The organism is Halomonas shantousis, from assembly GCF_054654615.1.
Genome location: NZ_BAAIER010000002.1, coordinates 1,517,118 through 1,536,612 on the forward strand (window position 1 = coordinate 1,517,118; position 19,495 = coordinate 1,536,612).

The window sequence follows — 19,495 nt, forward strand, 5'->3', positions numbered from 1 at the left end:
GTGCGTTGCGGGGCCTGCGAGAACGTAGAGGATCGTCATGAGGCGCAAGAGTTCATGGGGCGTATTGCTGGGGCTGGCCGCTTTCAGCCCGGTGGTGATGGCGCTCGGTATTGCCGAGCCGCAACTGCGTTCGAGCTTGAACGAGCCGTTACACGCCACCTTGACGCTGACGGACACGCAGGGACTGGACAGTTCGCAATTGCATGTCGGCCTGGCGAGCGAAAGCGCCTATGACCGCGCCGGGGTGCAACGTACCGCGCTGATAGAAAGTCTTCACCTGCAGGTGGAGAAAGCGTCTGGTGGCCTGCAGCTGGTGATGACCAGCCCGCATCCGATCCGCGAGCCCTTTCTCGATCTGCTGCTGGTGCTGGAGTGGCCCCACGGTCAGCTTCAGCGTCAGGTGACACTGCTTTTCGATCCCGCCGGCTATCAGTCGGCGCCGGCGCTAGTAGGTGGGCAAGCCGGTGCCGCCGATGCGGTGCCGGTACCAGCGCAGGCGACCCCGCAGGGCAAGCCCATGCCCGAGCGTCGCCAGGCGGAGAGGCGGGTCGAAATCCGCCCGGGCGATACGCTCTGGAACGTCGCCAGCCGGGTCCGGCCGTCGCCGGACATCAACCTTCGCCAGGTCATGCTGGCGCTTTACGAAGCCAATCCCGGTGCCTTTCCCGGCAACAACATGAATAGCCTGCGCGCCGGTGCCGTTCTCGAAGTACCCTCCTTGTCGGTCATGCAGGCGGAGGATGCGCAGCAGGCCGCCGAGAAAATCCGTTCCCAGTATCAGCAGTGGCTTGCCGGGAGCGGTGGGGACGACGCGACGGTGACATCCGGCAGTCACGCTTCCGAGCCCGAGCCCGACGAGGGCACCATGGTCTCCACCGAAGTCGCCTCCGGAGCGAGCAATGGCGAAGCCCGCCCGCGTCTGACACTGCTCAGCGATGATTGGCAGGGCAGCGGGGAGGGAGAGGACGGCGAACTTGCGAAGCGTCTGCATGAGCTGGAGGCCGCCTGGGAAACCCGCCGGACCGAGTTCGAGGAGATGGTGCAGCAGCGCGAACAACTGAGCGCTGAGGTCGAAGGATTGCGTGAACAGATCGCCGCACTGCGCGAAGCCCTCGACGACCGGGAGACGCCGGGCGCCGAGGGGCGAATCGTGCCCGCGGCCACCGATGCCGTGGCGATGGCAGGGGCGCCAAGTGCCGTTGCTGCGACGCAGGCGGCAGTGCCGGATGTCGCCTCTCGTCCTGACGGGCCGAGAGACGCTGCCCGCTTCCGGTGGCAGAATGCCCTGGAGCAATGGCAGTGGTTAGCCGCGGGGCTGGCCGGACTCTTGCTGGGGCTGCTGCTCTGGCGTCGCCGCCAGCGTCAGGAGGAGTCGGCGGCTGCGCCATCCGAGCCGGCTGCCGCCATCGCAGTGTCCGAGCAGGCAAGGCCGGCGTCGCCGGATGAGACGCTGACGGCCACCGCGATCAGCGAGGCCGACATCTATATCGCTTACCGACGCTATCCCCAGGCGCGGGAGTGGCTGCAGGAACGCCTGGAAGCGTCACCCGGCAACGAGGCGCTGCGCCTGAAACTCCTGACGGTGCTGGGTGAGCTGGGTGATGTGTCGGGCGTCGAACGAGAAGGCCGACGCCTGCGGGAATCGACGCGCGCCGACATCCGCCAGGAAGCGTTGCGCCTCTGCCAGCATTACGCTACTCATGCCGCTTCACGTGATCGCCATGAAGACACGCCATCTTCGTCGAAGGGGACCCTGCGCGGCGGGAAGAACGCAGCGGCGCCGGCACATGCATCGGCGCGCGTTATGTCCGACACGATAGTGTCGGGCTCCGACGGCTTGGATGTCGCCACCGCATGGCGCCATGACGATGCTCCACTGGAGGTGCCATCCGGCAGGGGCGAGGCGCCGTCGCTTGAAATCGTCGGGAATGAAGCTTCAGAGACGCCGCCGGAACCAAGGACGCCGGAAGCGCAACTGTCGCTTGCCGATGCTGAAGCCGAACTACCGCGTAATCCCGAAATGAAGGCCGGAGAGGCAGCGTCAGAGAGGCCTTTCGTGGCATATGAACCTCCGACATTGAACACGCCAGCGGTGCAGAACGAGCAGGATGGTGCATTACAGCAGCCGAGCATCGATTATGAACTGCCCGAGGTCGGCACGGAGCCTGCGCCTTCGGCACCCGCAACCCCGGCGTCTGGCTTCTCCGAGCAGGAGTGGGAGATCGAGGAGGTAGCATTCGAGGCCCTGCATCTGGATAATGAGCCCTCCTTCAAGCGCGGTGCGCGTTGATCGCGGCTTGATCCTGGGAGTGACGAGCACGAGGCGCCGGTCGGGCGCGATGGCTCGAATCTCCCGACTGTTCATACGCTACCGAACCTGGCCGGTCAGGTTCCTCGACGTAAGATTGTGGGCCCATGCCGTTCTTCACCTTCCTGGATGACACTCAACGCCACGTCGGACGCCTTGCGTTGGGTGTGGAATACGATGGTAGCGCCTACTGTGGCTGGCAGCGTCTGAAGCACGCCCCGTCGGTGCAGGCAGCTCTGGAAGCTGCGCTATCCAGAGTGGCCGGTGCGCCGATCCGGGCGCTATGCAGCGGGCGTACCGATACCGGGGTGCATGCCACCCGTCAGGTGGTACACATCGATACCGAAGTGCCGCGTTCGCAGAAGGCCTGGGTATTCGGCGCCAACGCCAATCTGCCCCGCGACATCGCGGTGCGCTGGGCGGTGCCGGTGGAGCGCGATTTTCATGCACGCTTTTCCGCCCTGGGCCGGCGCTATCAGTATCTGATTCTCAATCAGCCCAACCGGCCGGTGCTCGAGCGTGCCAATGCCACCTGGTGTCGCGAACCGCTGGATGCCGAGCGCATGCACGCCGCCGCCCAGGCGTTGGTGGGCGAGCATGACTTCTCGAGTTTTCGCGCCGCGGGTTGTCAGTCGAAGACGCCGTGGCGGCATCTCCATTTCATTGAAGTGCAGCGCCATGGCCCGCTGGTGGTCATCGACGTCCAGGCCAACGCCTTTGTGCATCACATGATCCGCAATATCGTCGGCGCGCTGGTCGTGGTCGGCAAGGGCGAGCAGGACGAAGGTCACATGAGGCGATTGCTCGCGCTGCAGGACCGCTCCCTGGCCAATGCCACGGCGCCGGGGTGCGGGCTGCACTTCGTCGATTCGCTCTATGACGAGCGCTTCAATCTGCCGCGCGAGCCGCTGGGACCTAATCTGCTGGCCTTTCGTGGCGAGTGGACAGGCGAGCGGCTCCTGCCCGAAAGCCGCTTCGTCCGGCCGAGGAGAGCACAATGCGTACCCGAGTGAAAATCTGTGGCCTGACCCGTGAAGAGGATGTCGAGGCGGCAGTCGAGGCAGGTGCCGATGCTCTTGGTTTCGTGATGTGGCCGGGCAGTGCCCGGGCCATCGACGAGGCTCGGCTGGCCGAACTGGCGGCGCGGGTGCCCGCATTCGTCACGCGAGTCGGGCTGTTCGTCGATCAGGACGCCGCATTCATCCGGCGCTGCGAGGCGCATCTCGATCTGCTGCAGTTTCATGGCGAGGAGGGCCCGCAGGCCTGCCACGGCTTCACGCGACCCTGGATCAAGGCGCTGCGCATGCGTGAAGGCATCGATCTGCACGCCGCGGCACGCGATTACCACGGGGCCTGCGGACTGCTGCTCGATGCCTACAAACCCGGCGTGCCGGGGGGGACGGGGGAGACCTTCGACTGGTCGCGGATCCCCCCCGACCTGGCAAAACCTGTTATCCTCGCTGGAGGTCTCGATCCGGCCAACGTCGGCGAGGCCATCCGCGCGGTCCGGCCCCATGCCGTCGATGTCTCGGGAGGCGTCGAGCGGGCCAGGGGCGTCAAGGACCCCGCCAGGATTCAGGCATTTCTCCATCAAGTGTTCCTAGGTCTAGCCTGAAAGGCCGACAAAACGTCGTGCATTGCAGCAGGCCGTAACTCAAGCCCATGAGGTGTCTTTCGTGACCAAGTTCAGCGACCTGACCCGACTGCCGGATGCCCGTGGCCATTTTGGCCCGTACGGTGGCCGGTTCGTCTCGGAGACTCTGAGCTTCGCCCTGGATGAGCTGGAGAAGACCTATATGAGTCTTCGCAACGATCCCGATTTCCAGGCGGAATTCGACTATGACCTGGCCCACTACGTCGGCCGCCCGTCTCCGCTGTATCACGCTGAACGATGGTCCCGCCAGCTCGGCGGCGCGCAGATCTGGCTCAAGCGCGAGGATCTCAACCATACCGGTGCGCACAAGGTGAACAACACCATCGGACAGGCGCTGCTGGCCAAGAAGAGCGGCAAGCCGCGGGTGATCGCCGAGACCGGCGCCGGACAGCACGGGGTGGCCACCGCCACGGTCGCGGCGCGTCTGGGGCTCAAGTGCGATATCTACATGGGGGCCGAGGACGTCGAGCGCCAGAAGCTCAATGTCTACCGCATGCACCTGCTGGGTGCCAACGTGATTCCGGTGGAGTCCGGCTCGCGGACGCTGAAGGATGCCATGAACGAGGCGCTGCGCGACTGGGTGACCAACGTCGACGACACCTTCTACATCATCGGTACCGTCGCCGGCCCGCATCCGTATCCGATGCTGGTGCGCGACTTCAACTCGGTGGTGGGGCGCGAGGCGCGCGCGCAGTCGCTCGAGCAGATCGGGCGTCTGCCCGATGCGCTGGTCGCGTGCGTGGGCGGCGGGTCGAACGCCATGGGACTGTTCTATCCCTTCGTCGAGGACGAGGAGGTCGCCATGTACGGTGTCGAGGCCGGTGGCGACGGCGTCGAGACCGGCCGGCATGCGGCGCCGTTGACCGCCAACGCCCCGGCGGGCGTACTGCACGGCAACCGCACCTACCTGATGTCCGACGAGGGCGGGCAGATCGCCGACACTCACTCCATCTCCGCCGGGCTCGACTATCCCGGCGTGGGGCCCGAGCACGCGCTGTGGAAGGATGTCGGGCGCGTCACGTACGTTGCCGCCAATGACGACGAGGTGCTCGAGGCATTTCGCGAGCTGACCCACGTCGAAGGCATCATGCCGGCACTGGAATCGGCCCACGCCATGGCGCATGCCAAGAAGCTGGCCCGCGAGATGCGTCCCGATCAGCATATCATCGCCAACCTGTCCGGGCGGGGCGACAAGGATATCCTGACGGTAGCCAAGATCGATGGCGTCGAATTCTAAAGGCGGAGTCCAGAACATGAATCGTATTGACCAACGCTTCGCCGCTCTCAAGGAGCAGGGCCGAACCGCGCTGATTCCCTATATCACGGCGGGTGATCCGGCACCGGAGCACACGGTCGGCTTCATGCATGCGCTGGTCGAAGCCGGGGCCGATGTTCTCGAACTCGGCGTGCCGTTCTCCGACCCCATGGCCGACGGCCCGGTGATCCAGAAGGCCTGCGAACGGGCGCTGGCGCACGGTACGCGCCTGAGCCATGTTCTCGACATGGTCCGCGAGTTCCGGACCCGGGATGGCGAGACGCCTATCGTGCTGATGGGCTACCTCAACCCCATCGAGCGCATGGGCTACCAGGCGTTTGCCGACATGGCGCGGGACGTCGGGGTCGATGGCGTGCTGGTCGTCGACATGCCGCCCGAGGAAACGGGGGAGGTCGCCGAGCGGTTCAAGGCGAGCGGACTGCAGTCGATCTTTCTGGTCGCCCCTACCACCTCGCCGGCACGTGCCGCTACAATATGCGCCCATGGTGAAGGCTACCTGTATTACGTCTCCCTCAAGGGCGTGACCGGGGCCGCGACGACGCTCGACGTCGATGCCGTGGATCGCCAGCTGAAGGGCCTGCGCGAGCTGACGAGCCTGCCGCTGTGTGTCGGCTTCGGTATTCGCGACGGACAATCCGCGGCGGCTGTCGGGCAGGTGGCGGATGGCGTCATTGTCGGCAGCGCGCTGGTGGGGCGTATCGCCGAACATGCGAATGCGCCCGAGCGTATCCCCGGCGAGCTCAAGGCCGTCCTGGGCGAGATGCGCGAAGCGCTCGATCGCTGAGCCGTACAGGCGGCCTTTGATTTCAACACTCGTAGGCCCGGCGCCGCCTCGCGAGCCGGGTGACCGACAAGCAACACGGAACTTTTCCTGACCATGAGCTGGCTAGACAAGATCGTGCCGTCCATGAGCCGCACTCAGCGCAGCGACCGTCGCAACAGTGTGCCCGACGGCTTGTGGCGCAAGTGTCCCAAGTGTGAATCCGTGCTCTATCTTCCCGAGCTCGAAAAGCACTACAACGTCTGTCCCAAGTGCGACCATCACCTGCGATTGACGGCACGCAAGCGGCTGAACTGGTTTCTCGACGCCGAGGGACGCGAGGAGATCGCCGCCGATCTGCAGCCGGTCGATCGCCTCAAGTTCCGCGACTCCAAGAAATACAAGGATCGCCTCGCGGCGGCCCAGAAGGAGACCGACGAGAACGATGCGCTGATCGTCATGCGCGGGACTCTCGACGGACTGCCGGTGGTGGCCGTGGCATTCGAGTTCACCTTCATGGGCGGCTCGATGGGCGCGGTGGTCGGTGAGAAGTTCGTGCGTGCAGCGACACTGGCGCTGGAGGAGAACATTCCCCTGGTGTGCTTTGCCGCGTCGGGCGGGGCGCGCATGCAGGAGGCCCTGTTCTCGCTGATGCAGATGGCCAAGACCTCGGCGGCGCTGGAGCGCCTCAAGCAGGCGGGCGTACCGTACATCTCCGTGCTCACCGATCCGGTGTTCGGCGGCGTCTCGGCATCCCTGGCCATGCTCGGCGATCTCAACGTGGCCGAGCCCTACGCGCTGATCGGTTTTGCCGGGCCGCGCGTCATCGAGCAGACCGTACGCGAAAAGCTGCCGGAAGGCTTCCAGCGCAGCGAATTCCTGCTCGAGCACGGCACGGTGGACATGATCGTTCACCGTAGCGAGCTGCGCGAGCGTCTGGGTGGCGTCCTGCGCAAGCTGACCCATCAGCCGGTGACCGGCGGTGTCGCGCCTGCGCCGGTCGAGGAGGGCACCGCCGAATCGTCACTGGATGACTTGGATACTCCCCAGGCCGAACCCTGAATGTCCGCTCCCCTGACTCTGTCGGATTGGCTGGCGCGCCTCGAGCGCCAGCATCCCGTCGCCATCGACCTCGGTCTCGAGCGTGTCGCCGAGGTCGCTCGTCGCCTGGGCCTGCTCGAGCGGCGTCTGGCGGGACGCGTCATCACCGTGGCCGGCACCAACGGCAAGGGTTCGACGGTCGCCATGCTCGAGGCACTGGCGCAGGCGCATGGACGAACGACCGCGACCTATACGTCGCCGCATCTGCTGCGCTACAACGAGCGCCTGCGACTCAGCGGGCGCGAAGCCAGCGATGACGCACTGGTCACGGGGTTCGAGCGTGTCGAGGCCGCGCGCCTTGACGGCGAGCCCATCAGCCTGACCTATTTCGAAGCCGGGACGCTGGCCGCGTTGTGGCTTATCGGCGAAGCGCAGCCGGACCTGGCTATCCTCGAGGTCGGCCTGGGCGGGCGGCTGGATGCGGTCAACGTCATCGATGCCGACATTGCCGTGATCACCACCATTGCGCAGGATCATGCCGATTTCCTGGGTACCGACCTCGATGGCATCGGCCGCGAGAAGGCCGGTATCATGCGTGCCGGCTGCCCCGTCGTACTGGGCAGCGAGCATCTTCCAGCCAGTGTGTCCGACACGGCCGATGCCCTGAAAGCACCTCAGTTTGCGCTGGGCCGCGATTTCGTTCGCAGCGGAGGCGCTGGCAAGTGGCAGTGGCACGGGCGCGATGGTGGGGAGGGCAAGTTACATCTCGAGGCGTTGCCCGATCCTGGTCTGCCGCTGGACAATGCCGCCTCGGCACTGCAGGCCTTCGCGCTGACAGGCGGAGGGCTCGATACGAGAGCCTGTGCCGATGCGCTGGCGTCGGTATCCCTGCCGGGGCGCATGCAGTGGCGCGGGCCGTGGTGTCTGGACGTGGGCCACAACCCTCACGCGGCGCACTATCTCGCCGCACAGCTGGCCGGGCGTGAACGTCCCGAGCGGCGCATCGGCCTGCTGGGCATGCTGGGCGACAAGGATGCCCGGGGCGTCATCGCCGCGCTGTCGCCGGTCATCGATGCGTGGGTGGCGGTCGGCCTCGAAGGTACACGTGCACGCAGCAGCATGGAGCTGGCCGGGCTGCTGCGCGAGCAGGCGCAGACGGTACTCCATGAAGCGGCGTCGCCTGCCGAAGGGGTCGCCTGGCTGCAGCCACGGCTGACAGCGAATGAGGAGGTGCTCGTCTGTGGCTCGTTTCACACCGTGGCCGGTGCTCTCGAGTGCTTGACGGCAATAGAAGGATAGCGTCATGAAATACGGAATGCGTGAGCGCATCAGCGGGGCCCTTATCCTTGCGGCTCTCGGCGCCATTTTCCTGCCCATGCTGTTCGATGAACCGACGCCGCGGGGCGAGCGCCCCGAGCCAGTACTGACGATCGAGCAGCCGATTCCCGTCGATCGCAAGCCGGTCGCTGCACCCGAGCCACCGGCGTCACTCGACCGCCCGGTTACCGCCGTCCCCCAGGCGCGCGAGCAGCAGCCACCGGCAGTGACCGATTTGCCCTCGAGTCCTCCTGAGGCGACGGCTACGGCATCTTCCTCCGAGACCGAGTCCCGCTCTTCCACGCCATCCAGCGAGGCTGATCCGATTGCGGAGATTGCCCAGTCGAAAGCGGCGTCTAAGACGTCGAAGCCCTCGACATCGATCGCCAGCGATTCCGACGGTGAGTGGGCCGTGCAGGTCGGCAGTTTCGGCAAGTCGGACAACGCCGAGCGTCTGACCCAGCAGCTCAAGGAGCAGGGGTTCACGGCTTACCGACAGTCGCGCGACAATAACCTGACCACCGTCTACGTGGGTCCCTTCGCCTCGTCGGAAACGGGGGAACAGGCGCGTGCGGAGCTCAAGCAGAAAGCCAACATCCAGGGCCTGCTGATTCGCATCAAGGAGTAGGAATGACCCTGACATGGCTCGACTGGGCCTTTTTGCTGGTCCTGACGGTCTCGATGCTGGCCGGTTTCCTGCGCGGGCTGGTCCGCGAGGCGCTGGGGCTTGCAACCTGGGTCGTTGCGCTGCTGGCGGCACGGCTGTTTGCCCAGCCGGTAGGCGACATGCTGGAGGGCGTCATTGCGCATCCCGATGCGCGTCTGGTGCTGGGCTTCGTGCTGGTGATCTTCGTGGTGGTCATGCTGTGCGGTTTCCTGATCCGGTTGATCAATGCCGCGGTGGAGTGGGTCGGCATGGGATTCTTCAACCGCGTGGCCGGCAGTGTGTTCGGGGCGTTGCGCGGGGCGGCGATTCTGGTGCTGGTCACCATCGTCATCAGCCTGACGCCTCTTGGCGATATTTCGGCCTGGCGTCAGGCCGAGTTGCGACCCGCTTTCGAGCAACTGCGCAACTGGTCGGTCAGCCGCCTGGAGGCCTGGGATGTCAACGCCGCGTCCGCCTCCGGCCTGATCGATCGATTGCCATCCGCAATGCCCGAGACGTTGCCGGTGCCTCTCGACTCCACACGCTTCGAGGAGCAATCCCCTTTCGGGGCCGGAGAGCCTCGCAACTGATGTCACGCAACTGAGCGTCGCCAACCGCAAGGGAGCGTGTCCGACGAGGCCTTCGGAGGTGGTAGGCGGCAGGCAACGAGTGGGTGGAATGTGAATTTATCGCTCACAAAGAAGTCTCTCTAGGGGCTCTTCTCGCGTCGGTGTCGCCTGGCGATGGCGGACGTGCACGATTCAATGAGATGACGGCGAGGCGGCGTACGCCTTGCTCAGGGTCTTCAACGCAAGCGAGGTAAGGCGGAATGTGCGGTATCGTGGGCCTCATGGCCAATCAGGCGGTCAACCAGTCGTTGTACGATGCAATGACGGTACTACAGCACCGTGGGCAGGACGCCGCCGGAATCATGACATGGCACGAGGGACGCTTCCTGCTGCGCAAGAGCAACGGTCTGGTGCGTGACGTCTTTCATACGCGTCACATGAACCGGCTGAAGGGCAACATGGGCATCGGCCACGTACGCTATCCGACCGCCGGCTCGTCGAGCGAGGCGGAGTCCCAGCCGTTTTACGTCAATTCGCCTTACGGCATTTCGCTGGCGCACAACGGCAACCTGACCAACTCCGATCAGCTCAAACAGGAGCTGTATTCCACCGATCTGCGCCATATCAATACCAGCTCCGACTCCGAGGTGCTGCTCAACGTCTTCGCCCACGAACTGGGCAAGCAGGGCCATCATCTGACGCCCGAGGATATCTTCGATGCCGTGCGCCGCGTGCATCGGCGTTGTCGCGGCGGGTATGCGGCGGTGGCCTTCATCAACGGCTTCGGCATGGTCGCCTTCCGCGATCCTTACGGTATCCGTCCGGTGGTCTTCGGTACCCGTGAGACAGAGGAAGGGGCGGATGTGATGATTGCCTCCGAGTCGGTGGCCCTGGACGTGGGTGGCTTTGCGCTCGACCGCGACCTGGCACCGGGCGAGGCGATCTTCGTCGACCTGCAGCGCAATATCCATACCCAGCAGTGCGCGGATCGTCCGCTGCTGTCGCCATGCATCTTCGAGCACGTCTATCTGGCGCGCCCGGATTCCATCCTCGATGGTGCCTACGTCTACGGCACGCGAATGGAGATGGGGCGTATGCTGGGCGACCGTATTCTCCAGGAATGGCCGGATCACGACATCGACGTGGTGATTCCGATTCCCGACACCTCGCGGACTTCGGCGCTGGAGCTGGCCCAGCATCTCGGCGTGAAGTTTCGTGAGGGTTTCATGAAGAACCGCTACATCGGGCGGACCTTCATCATGCCGGGACAGACCCAGCGCAAGAAGTCGGTGCGCCAGAAGCTCAATGCCATCGATATCGAATTCGCGGGCAAGAACGTGCTGCTGGTGGATGATTCCATCGTGCGGGGGACCACCTGCAAGCAGATCATCCAGATGGCCCGTGAAGCCGGTGCCAACAAGGTCTATTTCGCTTCCGCGGCACCGCCGGTACGCTACCCCAATGTCTATGGCATCGACATGCCGGTGGCTCGGGAGCTGATCGCCCATGGGCGCAGCGAAGCCGAGGTGGGCGAGCTGATCGGCGCTGATCGCATCTTCTATCAGGACCTGGAAGATCTGAAGGCGGCCTGTCGCAAGGTGAATCCGGTGATCGAGCAGTTCGATTGCTCGGTCTTCGATGGCGAGTACGTTACCGGTGACATCGACGAGGCCTATCTGGCCGCTCTGGAAGCCTTGCGCAGTGATGCCGTGAAGCACCAGGCAGGCGATGCCCATTCGGTGGTCGATCTGCATAACGACGTCGAGAATTACGACTGAGAGCCCAATCCCGTGCCGGACCGAGAACCGGCACGGCCGTAACGTTTCACGCGGTGCGGGCGAGGCTCGCCGGAGAGAAGGAAGTGCTGATCCATGAACGATGACTATCTGAACGACGTGGCGCTGGCTACCCTGGCGATTCGTGCGGGGCATGAGCGTACCGCCGAGCAGGAGCACGGCGAGCCGATCTTCCCCACCTCGAGTTTCGTCTACGCCAGTGCGGCGGAGGCGGCGCGCAAGTTCAGCGGTGAAGAGCCCGGCAACATCTATTCGCGTTTCACCAACCCCACGGTGCGGACCTTCGAGAAGCGTCTGGCGGCGCTGGAGGGCGGTGAGCGCTGCGTGGCGACCAGCTCCGGCATGGCGGCGATTCTCTCCACGGCATTGGCTCTACTGCAGGCCGGTGACGAAATCGTCGCATCGCGTTCGGTATTCGGCTCGACCGTCAGTCTGTTCAGCAAGTATCTGGGCAAGTTCGGCATTACCACGCGCTACGTGGAACTGGGCAATCTGGAGGCCTGGGAGGCCGCCATCACCCCTCAGACCAAGCTGCTGTTCGCCGAAACGCCTTCCAACCCGCTGTCGGAACTGGTCGACATCGCGGCCCTGGCCGAACTGGCCCACCGCCACGGGGCTTGGCTTGCCATCGACAACTGCTTCCTGACGCCTGCACTGCAACGCCCGCTGGATCTCGGCGCGGACCTGGTCATCCATTCGGCGACCAAGTACCTCGACGGCCAGGGTCGCGCCATCGGTGGCGCGGTAGTCGGGCGCCACCAGGAGCTCGAGGAGCTATTCGGGGTCGTGCGTACCTGTGGGCCGAGCCTGAGTCCTTTCAATGCCTGGATCTTTCTCAAGGGGCTGGAAACGCTCGGCCTGCGGATGAAGGCGCACTGCGACAATGCCCTGGCCCTGGCACGCTGGCTGGAGGCTCAGCCCGCGGTGGAGCGTGTGCATTTCAGTGGTCTTGAAAGCCACCCCCAGCATGATCTGGCCCAGCGGCAGCAGAGGGGGGCGGGAGCGGTGCTGGGCGTGGAGATCAAGGGCGGACGGGACGGTGCCTGGACGGTCATCGATGCCACCCGCATCATGTCGATCACCGGCAATCTGGGCGATGTAAAGACCACCATCACGCATCCGGGCACCACCACGCATGGGCGTCTCTCGGAAGAACAGAAGGCGGCGGCCGGGATACGCGAAGGGCTGATCCGCATCGCCGTGGGCCTCGAGGATATCGAGGATCTCAAGCAGGACCTCGCGCGGGGCTTGCAGCAACTTTAATGTTTAGCGCCACGGCCTGATGACTCGACACCTCGCATGCGCGAGGTGTTTTTTTATGTCGGGTCGCCTGGGTTGATTCAGGTCATCCCCTTCCCTTGGGCAACGGCTATTGTTTCCCTGTGGTAAATGATGCGTTCACGTCCGATGGGGTGTTGTCACGCCAGGGGCGGCATATGCTAGGGCAGACGAAGAATGGCTACGCTCGATCAAGGAGAAGCGCATGTGGCGCAACACGACTCGCGGTTGGGGGGGAGTGAGCATCGGGCTGCACTGGCTGAGTGCCCTGGCGGTCTTCGGGCTTTTTGCCCTCGGATGGTGGATGACCGGGCTGGGTTACTATGATCGCTGGTATCAGCTTGGTCCCTGGTGGCACAAATCGCTCGGCCTGTTGCTGTTGGCGGTCACCGTGCTGCGGGTCGTCTGGCGTCTGATGCAGCCGACGCCGCGGGCACATGGGCATCGGGCCGAACGCTGGGCTGCGCATGCCGGGCACTGGCTGCTCTATGTGCTGATGTTCGTCGTGATGATCAGCGGCTATCTGATCCCTACGGCCGAGGGCCGGGGCATCAGCGTGTTCGGGCTCTTCGAGGTGCCGGCGCTGGTCAGCGGTTTGCCCAACCAGGCTACCGTGGCGGGTGACGTTCACTGGTATGCCGCCTGGGCGTTGGTGATACTCGCCATGGGCCACATGCTGGCAGCCTTCAAGCATCATTGGAAAGACCGGCATGACACCCTGATACGCATGCTCGATCCCCGTCATGCCCGGCAGCACTAGGATCCCTTTTCATTCGCTGCGCTCGGCTATACGGTAGAAGACCCATGGCATCGGACATGCCGGGTCGAAGCGAGCATGACGGGACTGGAAAGAGTTGGAGTGCAAGAGTCGGGATGCAAGAGTTGGGATGCATGGTGGCACGACTAGCAGGCGAAGTGGATTCATTTGACTCACAAGGAGCGAAAGCGATGTTCAAGAAAACGGCATTGACAGCGGCATTGATGGCGGCCTCCATGGTTCCCCTGTCCCAGGCTCAGGCAGCCGACTACGTGATCGACACCGAAGGTCAGCACGCCTTCGTTCAGTTCAAGATCAGCCACTTGGGCTACTCCTATGTTCTGGGCACGTTCCCGGACTTCTCGGGCAATTTTACTTATGACCCGGAAAGCCCCGAGGATTCCAGCGTCAATGCCACCATTCAAGTGGCCAGCCTCGACAGCGATAATGCCGAGCGTGACAAGCATGTCCTCAGTGAGGACTTCCTGAACGCGAGCGAATATCCGGAAGCGACCTTCAAGTCCACCGGGTTCGAATCCACCGGTGACGGCGAAGGCGAACTGACCGGAGATCTTACGCTGCACGGCGAGACCCAGCCGATCACCATCGATGTCCACCATATCGGGGGCGGGGAAGATCCGTGGGGAGGATATCGCCAAGGCTTCGAAGGCACGACGACGCTGACGCTGTCTGATTTCGGTATCGATACCAGCATGCTCGGCCCGTCCGCTTCCGAGGTGGAGATGTATCTGGTCATCGAGGGTATCCGCCAGTAACGATATGGCGATACGACTCTGCTGAGCCGGCCCCGTGAAGCGCTTCACGGGGCCGGTTTTCGTCTGGGCGGTAGCCAGCATGGCGGCGCTCGCTTGCATGCTCAGGCAATCTGCCCTGAGGTGCCTATACTCATCAGGCATCGCGAGATCGACCCGGGCGCGTCGTGCCTGCTGACGACGGGCAAGATCGCCGGGAAGCGACCGGCGCCGGGCGCTGATCGCGAAGCGGGTTTCTCTGGTGCCGGCAGTGCCGGTGCGTCATTTCCGATTGATGAGGTGTTACATGCCACAAGCTCCACGTTCATTGCCCCGCCTGGGGTTGGGTACCTACCGCCTGCAAGGCGAGGCCGTCATTGCCTCGGTGACTTCTGCCCTGGAGCTGGGCTACCGGCTTATCGATACGGCGCAGATGTACGGCAACGAGAGCGAAGTGGGCGAGGCGATACGTCAGAGCGGCGTCCCCCGGGACGACATCTTCCTGACCACCAAGGTCTGGTGGGACCGGCTCACCCATGATGAACTCATCGCCAGTCTCGAGGAGAGCGTGAAAAAGCTCGATGTCGACCAGGTGGATCTGGCGTTGATCCATTGGCCGTCTCCCCGCGACGAGGTCCCGATGGAAAGGACACTGGCCGCCCTCAACGAGGCACGGGAAAGGGGGCTCACCCGGCACATCGGTGTTTCCAATTTCACCATGGCGCAGATCGACAGGGCCCTGGCGGCCCCGGGCGGCGAGCACCTGATGACCAATCAGATCGAAGTGCATCCTTACCTGGCCAACCGCAGACTGGTGGAGCATTGCCAGGCGAAGGGGCTGCAGGTTACCGGTTACATGCCGCTGGCTGTGGGCAAGGTGATGCAGGATCCGATCCTGCAAGATATCGCCAAGGTGCACGAAGTCTCCCCGGCGCAGGTGGCGCTGGCCTGGGTCGCGGCACGTGATATCACGGTCATTCCCTCTTCGACCCGGGCGGCGCATCAAAAGGCGAACCTGGACGCCATGCACCTGAAACTGTCCGATGACGATATCCGGCGTATCGATGCACTGGATGCCGGCGAGCGCATCGCCAATCCCGATTTTGCTCCCGACTGGGACGAATGATACCGCTTCGGTAGCTATCCACCCGCCTCTCTGCAGAACGGGGCGGAGTGCAGTTCGGCGGCGTTTGCGTGCTTTGATGATAAGATAGGGTGTCACCGCTCAGGACGATCCTTGCAGGCCATGTCCCCGACCATCGATTCAGGACATTGCCGAGACCGTCGCGAGCGAGCATCCACAATTGACGTGGAGTCACATCAATGCACCGGGGGAAGAATGGCATGGGAACCGGCCTGCAGGTAGGGCACTTGGTTCGGGGTGGTCTGCTGACTTGTGAGGCGTCCCTCTCGTTGGGGGAGGCTGCGCAGCGCATGTTTCAGGCGCGGGTCAGCTGCATTCTGGTCGTCGAGCATGATGAGATATGCGGTATCTGGAGCGAAGGTGACGCCCGGCGTCTCGATTTCGCTGATCGTACCCTGCTTTCCATGCCCATATCACGCCTGATGAGCAGTCCCGTGGTACGCATTGCACATGACACCGATCTCAACGAGGCCGCGCTGTTGATGAAGCGCAAGCGCCTGCGGCGGCTTCTGGTCGAGGATGGCGAGGGATGCCCGCTGGGAATGCTCACTCTGTCGGACATCGTGCGCGAACAGGGCATGGAATACTATCTGACGATGCGCGACGTGGGCAGTACTGTCATGCGACCGCCATTGATCCTTCAGGCCGATCTGGCACTCGACGAAGCGGTGACGCGTCTGCGGGAGGCCAACGTCGATGCAGCGGTCATCGATTACGGCGAGCAGAGCTACGGCATCCTCACCGAGCGTGATCTGATCGCAGCACTGGCCGGGGCGCTGCCCGGCGAGCGAGCCAGTGACGTCTGCAGCCGCAATCTGTTGTCGGTACCGTACACCATGGGGCTGGTACGGGCCGTGACCCTGCTGCGTGACAGGGATTTCCGCCATCTGGGGGTGCAGGATGCCAAGGGCCGATTGTGTGGCTTGCTATCCTATGCGGATATCGTGGCAAGCATCGAATACGAGGTGATGGATCAACTCAAGGAGGCGCTGGCCGAGCGTGACCATGCCCTGCGGGCTTCATCCGAGCATCTGCGGTTGGCCCAGCGCGTCATCAATGCCTCGGTGGATGGCATCATCATCACCGATGCGCATGGCATCATCCAGTCGGTCAACCCCAGCTTTACCACGCTTACCGGGTACAGCGCCGAGGAAGCCGTCGGCAAGACGCCGGGGATCCTGAGTTCGGGGCGTCAGGATGGTGCCTTCTACCGGCGCATGTGGAGCGCGCTGCTTGAACAGGACTACTGGCAGGGCGAGATATGGAACCGGCGCAAAAACGGCGAAATCTATCCCGAATGGCTAACCATCACGGCAATCCGCGATGACGAAGGTGAACTTCAGCAGTTCGCGGCGATCTTCAGCGATATCTCCGATCGCAAGCGCCAGGAGGCGCAGATTCACCGCTTGGCGTATTTCGATGACTTGACGGGGCTGGCCAATCGTCGGCTGTTTCTGGATCGTCTTGGCCAGGCGCTGGCCAGTGCGCATCGTCATCAGCATCGCATGGCCGTGCTGTTTCTCGATCTCGATCTGTTCAAGCGCATCAACGATACCCTGGGGCACCACATTGGTGATCAGGTGCTGCGTGACATCGCGCGACGTCTGCAGGTGGTGGTGGGAGAGGGGGAGTCCGTGGCGCGTCTGGGGGGTGACGAATTCACCATTCTCGTGCCGGAGCTGACCGACCCTGCTGACCTCGAGCGTCTTTCCGAGCGGCTGATCGTCGAGATATGCCGGCCGCTCGATGTGTTGGGGCATCAGCTTGGCGTTTCCACCAGTATCGGCATCAGCGTCTACCCTGAGGATGGCGATACGCCCGAGCGGTTGCTCAAGCATGCCGATACCGCGATGTACCGGGCCAAGGAATCGGGGCGTAATCAGTTTCGTTTCTATACGTCGAACATGGGCCAGCATAATCGCCAGGCGCTGACACTCGAACACAGCCTGCGCCGAGCGCTCGATGCGCAGGCGCTGGAGCTCGTCTATCAGCCCAAGGTTTCGCTGATCGATGGGCGGCTGACGGGATTCGAGGCGCTGCTTCGCTGGAACGACCCGGAGCTTGGCGTGGTCTCGCCGGCGCAGTTCATTCCGCTGGCGGAAAAGCTCGGCATGATCGAACGCATCGGCAGTTGGGTGCTCGATCGCGTCTGCGAACAGCAGCAAGCCTGGGTGGACCTGCCCCGGGTGCCTATTGCCGTCAACGTATCGGCCAGTCAGTTGAGCGAGGAGCGTTTCGTCGATGCGCTCGAGACGCGGCTATCGGAGCATGAGCTGGAATCTTCGCTACTGGAGCTGGAGCTGACCGAGAGCTGTCTGATTCCCGATCATTCGGACGTGACGCAGCGCGTTCTTCAACGGCTGCGTGCACTGGGGGTCCGACTGTCGGTCGACGATTTCGGCACTGGCTATTCATCGCTGTCCTATCTGCGTCGGCTGCCTATCAACACCTTGAAAATCGATGCCTGCTTCGTGCATGACCTGCCCAACAGCCGTGAGGATAGCCAGATCATCCGCGCGATGATCGCCATGGCCGATGCATTGGGGCTGGAGGTGGTGGCCGAAGGCGTGGAGACCGCGGCACAGGTCGCCTTTCTGCGTGAGGAGGGCTGTGCCACGGGGCAGGGTTACTGGCTGTCGCGCCCGCTCGATGCCGCCCAGGCCCGCCACTGGCTGGTCCGACACGCCAGCGCGGAAGACACCACCGGCGCTTCACCGTAGACATTATCCGCTTCGAACCTTTTCATTCATCAAGACTTGAGATCCGACGTGCAGGAACCTTCTTCGTTACGCCGGCAGCTATGGCAGCAGACCTGGCCGATGGCCATTGGAGTGCTGTCACTGCTGGGTTTCCAACTGGTCGACAGTGCTTTCATTGCGCGATTGGGCACCGTACCGCTGGCCGCACAGTCATTCACCTTTCCGTTGTCGTTTCTGATGATCGGCGTTCAGGTCGGACTGGGGATTGCCATCGCCGCGCTGGTGTCTCGTGCACTCGGTGCCGGAGAATCGGCGCGCGCGCGCCGGCTGGGCAGCCTGGTACTGATCGGCGGCAGCGCTGCCATTGCACTGCTGGCCGTGGTGCTCTGGGCGTTACAGATACCGATCTTCCGGCGTCTGGGCGCGGACGGTGAAACATTGATCCTGATTCGTACCTACTGGGCGCCGCAGTTGTTCGCCAATTGGCTGGGGGCGCTTCTGTACTTCGGTTACAGCCTGTTCCGGGCTCATGGTGATACGCGTCTGCCAGGCAAGATGATGGTGCTGACGAGCTTGCTCAACCTGGGGCTCGATCCGTTGTTGATCTATGGGGCCGGGCCGTTTCCCGGTCTGGGCCTGCCGGGGGCTGCCTGGGCGACGGCGCTGTCTTTCGGTACGGGACTGGTCATCCTGATGCGTCGCCTGGGGCGGCAGGACTGGCTGAGTCGCGAAGGGCTGGCAGAAGAGAGTCGCCGCTCCGCCGGGACCTTTCTGGGAATCGCCGGGCCGGCGATGGTCAGTCAGCTCATGCCTCCCTTGTCTGCCATGCTGGCAACGGCGATCGTGGCGAGGCTGGGGGAAACGGCCGTTGCGGCCTGGGGGCTGGCCAGCCGTCTGGAGACGGTTTGCTTGATGGTGGTGCTGGCATTGACCATGTCGTTGCCTCCTTGGCTCGGGCGCTGTTACGGGTCCGATGATTGGCCGCGTATCCGCCAATTGATGCGTATCGCCATCCGTGCCGTCGTGGCATGGCAACTGGGGCTGGGGATTGTCATGGCGCTGGCGGCGCCCTGGGTGGCACAGGCCCTGTCCGGCAATCCCGAGGTACGTGGCGATCTGGCCACGCTGATCCGTGCCATGCTGCCCAGCTATTCACTGCTGGGGCTGTGCATACTGGTGGTGTCGGCGTCCAACGCCCTGGGCTGGCCGTTCCGCGCCATGGTGCTGTCTTTCGTACGCCTGTTCGTCTGCTATCTGCCCGGCGTGTGGCTGGGCGTTACGCTGGGGGGGATGACGGGGCTGGCACTGGGGGCGGCATTGGGCAATGTGCTGGCCGGCGTGCTGGCGCTGGGGCTTTTCCATCGCTCGCTGGGCAATCGTGGGGCGGAGCCGGGCTCGAGTGGCCTTCTGAAGGACAGCTTACTGTAGCCGCCGTGCCTCGATAGACCAATGCAGCCTGACAAAAACGCCCGGGCTCGGCCCGGGCGTCGATGCGTAT

The 19,495-nt window shown here is 63.8% G+C and carries 16 protein-coding genes; all 16 read left to right on the forward strand.

All coding sequences use genetic code 11. The annotated features are described in order from the left end of the window. The first annotated feature begins 37 nt into the window (after positions 1-37). The 16 genes from ACYQ12_RS07495 (at position 38) to ACYQ12_RS07570 (ending at position 19,425) form a co-directional block, all read left to right on the forward strand. Entirely contained in the window at positions 38-2,290 is a 2,253-nt protein-coding gene (locus ACYQ12_RS07495; RefSeq protein ID WP_459869682.1) for a type IV pilus assembly protein FimV, read from the forward strand. A 125-nt stretch (positions 2,291-2,415) separates the two neighbouring features. After that, a complete protein-coding gene (truA, locus tag ACYQ12_RS07500; protein WP_459869684.1) occupies positions 2,416-3,321 on the forward strand; it encodes a tRNA pseudouridine(38-40) synthase TruA in 906 nt (301 codons plus the stop codon). Beyond that, positions 3,306-3,923, forward strand: a complete 618-nt coding sequence (locus ACYQ12_RS07505; protein WP_459869687.1) for a phosphoribosylanthranilate isomerase — start codon at positions 3,306-3,308, stop codon at positions 3,921-3,923. The genes truA and ACYQ12_RS07505 overlap by 16 nt, the downstream gene beginning before the upstream one ends. Before the next feature lie 61 nt (positions 3,924-3,984). Then, positions 3,985-5,199, forward strand: a complete 1,215-nt coding sequence (gene trpB / locus ACYQ12_RS07510) for a tryptophan synthase subunit beta (protein WP_459869689.1) — start codon at positions 3,985-3,987, stop codon at positions 5,197-5,199. A 16-nt stretch (positions 5,200-5,215) separates the two neighbouring features. Continuing rightward, positions 5,216-6,022: a tryptophan synthase subunit alpha gene (trpA, locus tag ACYQ12_RS07515; RefSeq protein WP_459869690.1), complete on the forward strand. Its 807-nt coding sequence runs from the start codon at positions 5,216-5,218 to the stop codon at positions 6,020-6,022. Between the two features lie 93 nt (positions 6,023-6,115). Further along, positions 6,116-7,060 carry an acetyl-CoA carboxylase, carboxyltransferase subunit beta gene (gene accD / locus ACYQ12_RS07520; protein ID WP_459869693.1) on the forward strand — a complete coding sequence of 315 codons (945 nt, stop codon included), beginning with the start codon at positions 6,116-6,118 and terminating at the stop codon, positions 7,058-7,060. Continuing rightward, positions 7,061-8,338 carry a bifunctional tetrahydrofolate synthase/dihydrofolate synthase gene (folC, locus tag ACYQ12_RS07525; RefSeq protein WP_459869696.1) on the forward strand — a complete coding sequence of 426 codons (1,278 nt, stop codon included), beginning with the start codon at positions 7,061-7,063 and terminating at the stop codon, positions 8,336-8,338. It begins immediately after the preceding gene. 4 nt (positions 8,339-8,342) lie between these two features. Further along, positions 8,343-8,984 (forward strand): SPOR domain-containing protein, encoded by a 642-nt coding sequence (locus tag ACYQ12_RS07530; RefSeq protein ID WP_459869699.1) that lies wholly within the window; start codon positions 8,343-8,345, stop codon positions 8,982-8,984. 2 nt (positions 8,985-8,986) lie between these two features. Further along, positions 8,987-9,592 (forward strand): CvpA family protein, encoded by a 606-nt coding sequence (locus ACYQ12_RS07535; protein ID WP_459869701.1) that lies wholly within the window; start codon positions 8,987-8,989, stop codon positions 9,590-9,592. Between the two features lie 239 nt (positions 9,593-9,831). Then, entirely contained in the window at positions 9,832-11,349 is a 1,518-nt protein-coding gene (purF, locus tag ACYQ12_RS07540) for an amidophosphoribosyltransferase (protein WP_459869704.1), read from the forward strand. Positions 11,350-11,442: 93 nt separating this feature from the next. After that, complete coding sequence (locus ACYQ12_RS07545; protein ID WP_459869707.1) at positions 11,443-12,630, forward strand: O-succinylhomoserine sulfhydrylase; 1,188 nt, start codon at positions 11,443-11,445, stop codon at positions 12,628-12,630. A 220-nt stretch (positions 12,631-12,850) separates the two neighbouring features. Further along, positions 12,851-13,405 (forward strand): cytochrome b, encoded by a 555-nt coding sequence (locus ACYQ12_RS07550; protein ID WP_459869708.1) that lies wholly within the window; start codon positions 12,851-12,853, stop codon positions 13,403-13,405. A gap of 188 nt (positions 13,406-13,593) precedes the next feature. Further along, entirely contained in the window at positions 13,594-14,178 is a 585-nt protein-coding gene (locus ACYQ12_RS07555; protein ID WP_459869710.1) for a YceI family protein, read from the forward strand. A 283-nt stretch (positions 14,179-14,461) separates the two neighbouring features. Next, positions 14,462-15,280, forward strand: a complete 819-nt coding sequence (gene dkgB / locus ACYQ12_RS07560) for a 2,5-didehydrogluconate reductase DkgB (RefSeq protein WP_459869712.1) — start codon at positions 14,462-14,464, stop codon at positions 15,278-15,280. A 218-nt stretch (positions 15,281-15,498) separates the two neighbouring features. Next, positions 15,499-18,018: an EAL domain-containing protein gene (locus ACYQ12_RS07565; RefSeq protein ID WP_459869714.1), complete on the forward strand. Its 2,520-nt coding sequence runs from the start codon at positions 15,499-15,501 to the stop codon at positions 18,016-18,018. Between the two features lie 99 nt (positions 18,019-18,117). Continuing rightward, positions 18,118-19,425 (forward strand): MATE family efflux transporter, encoded by a 1,308-nt coding sequence (locus ACYQ12_RS07570; protein ID WP_459874481.1) that lies wholly within the window; start codon positions 18,118-18,120, stop codon positions 19,423-19,425. Positions 19,426-19,495: the final 70 nt, after the last annotated feature.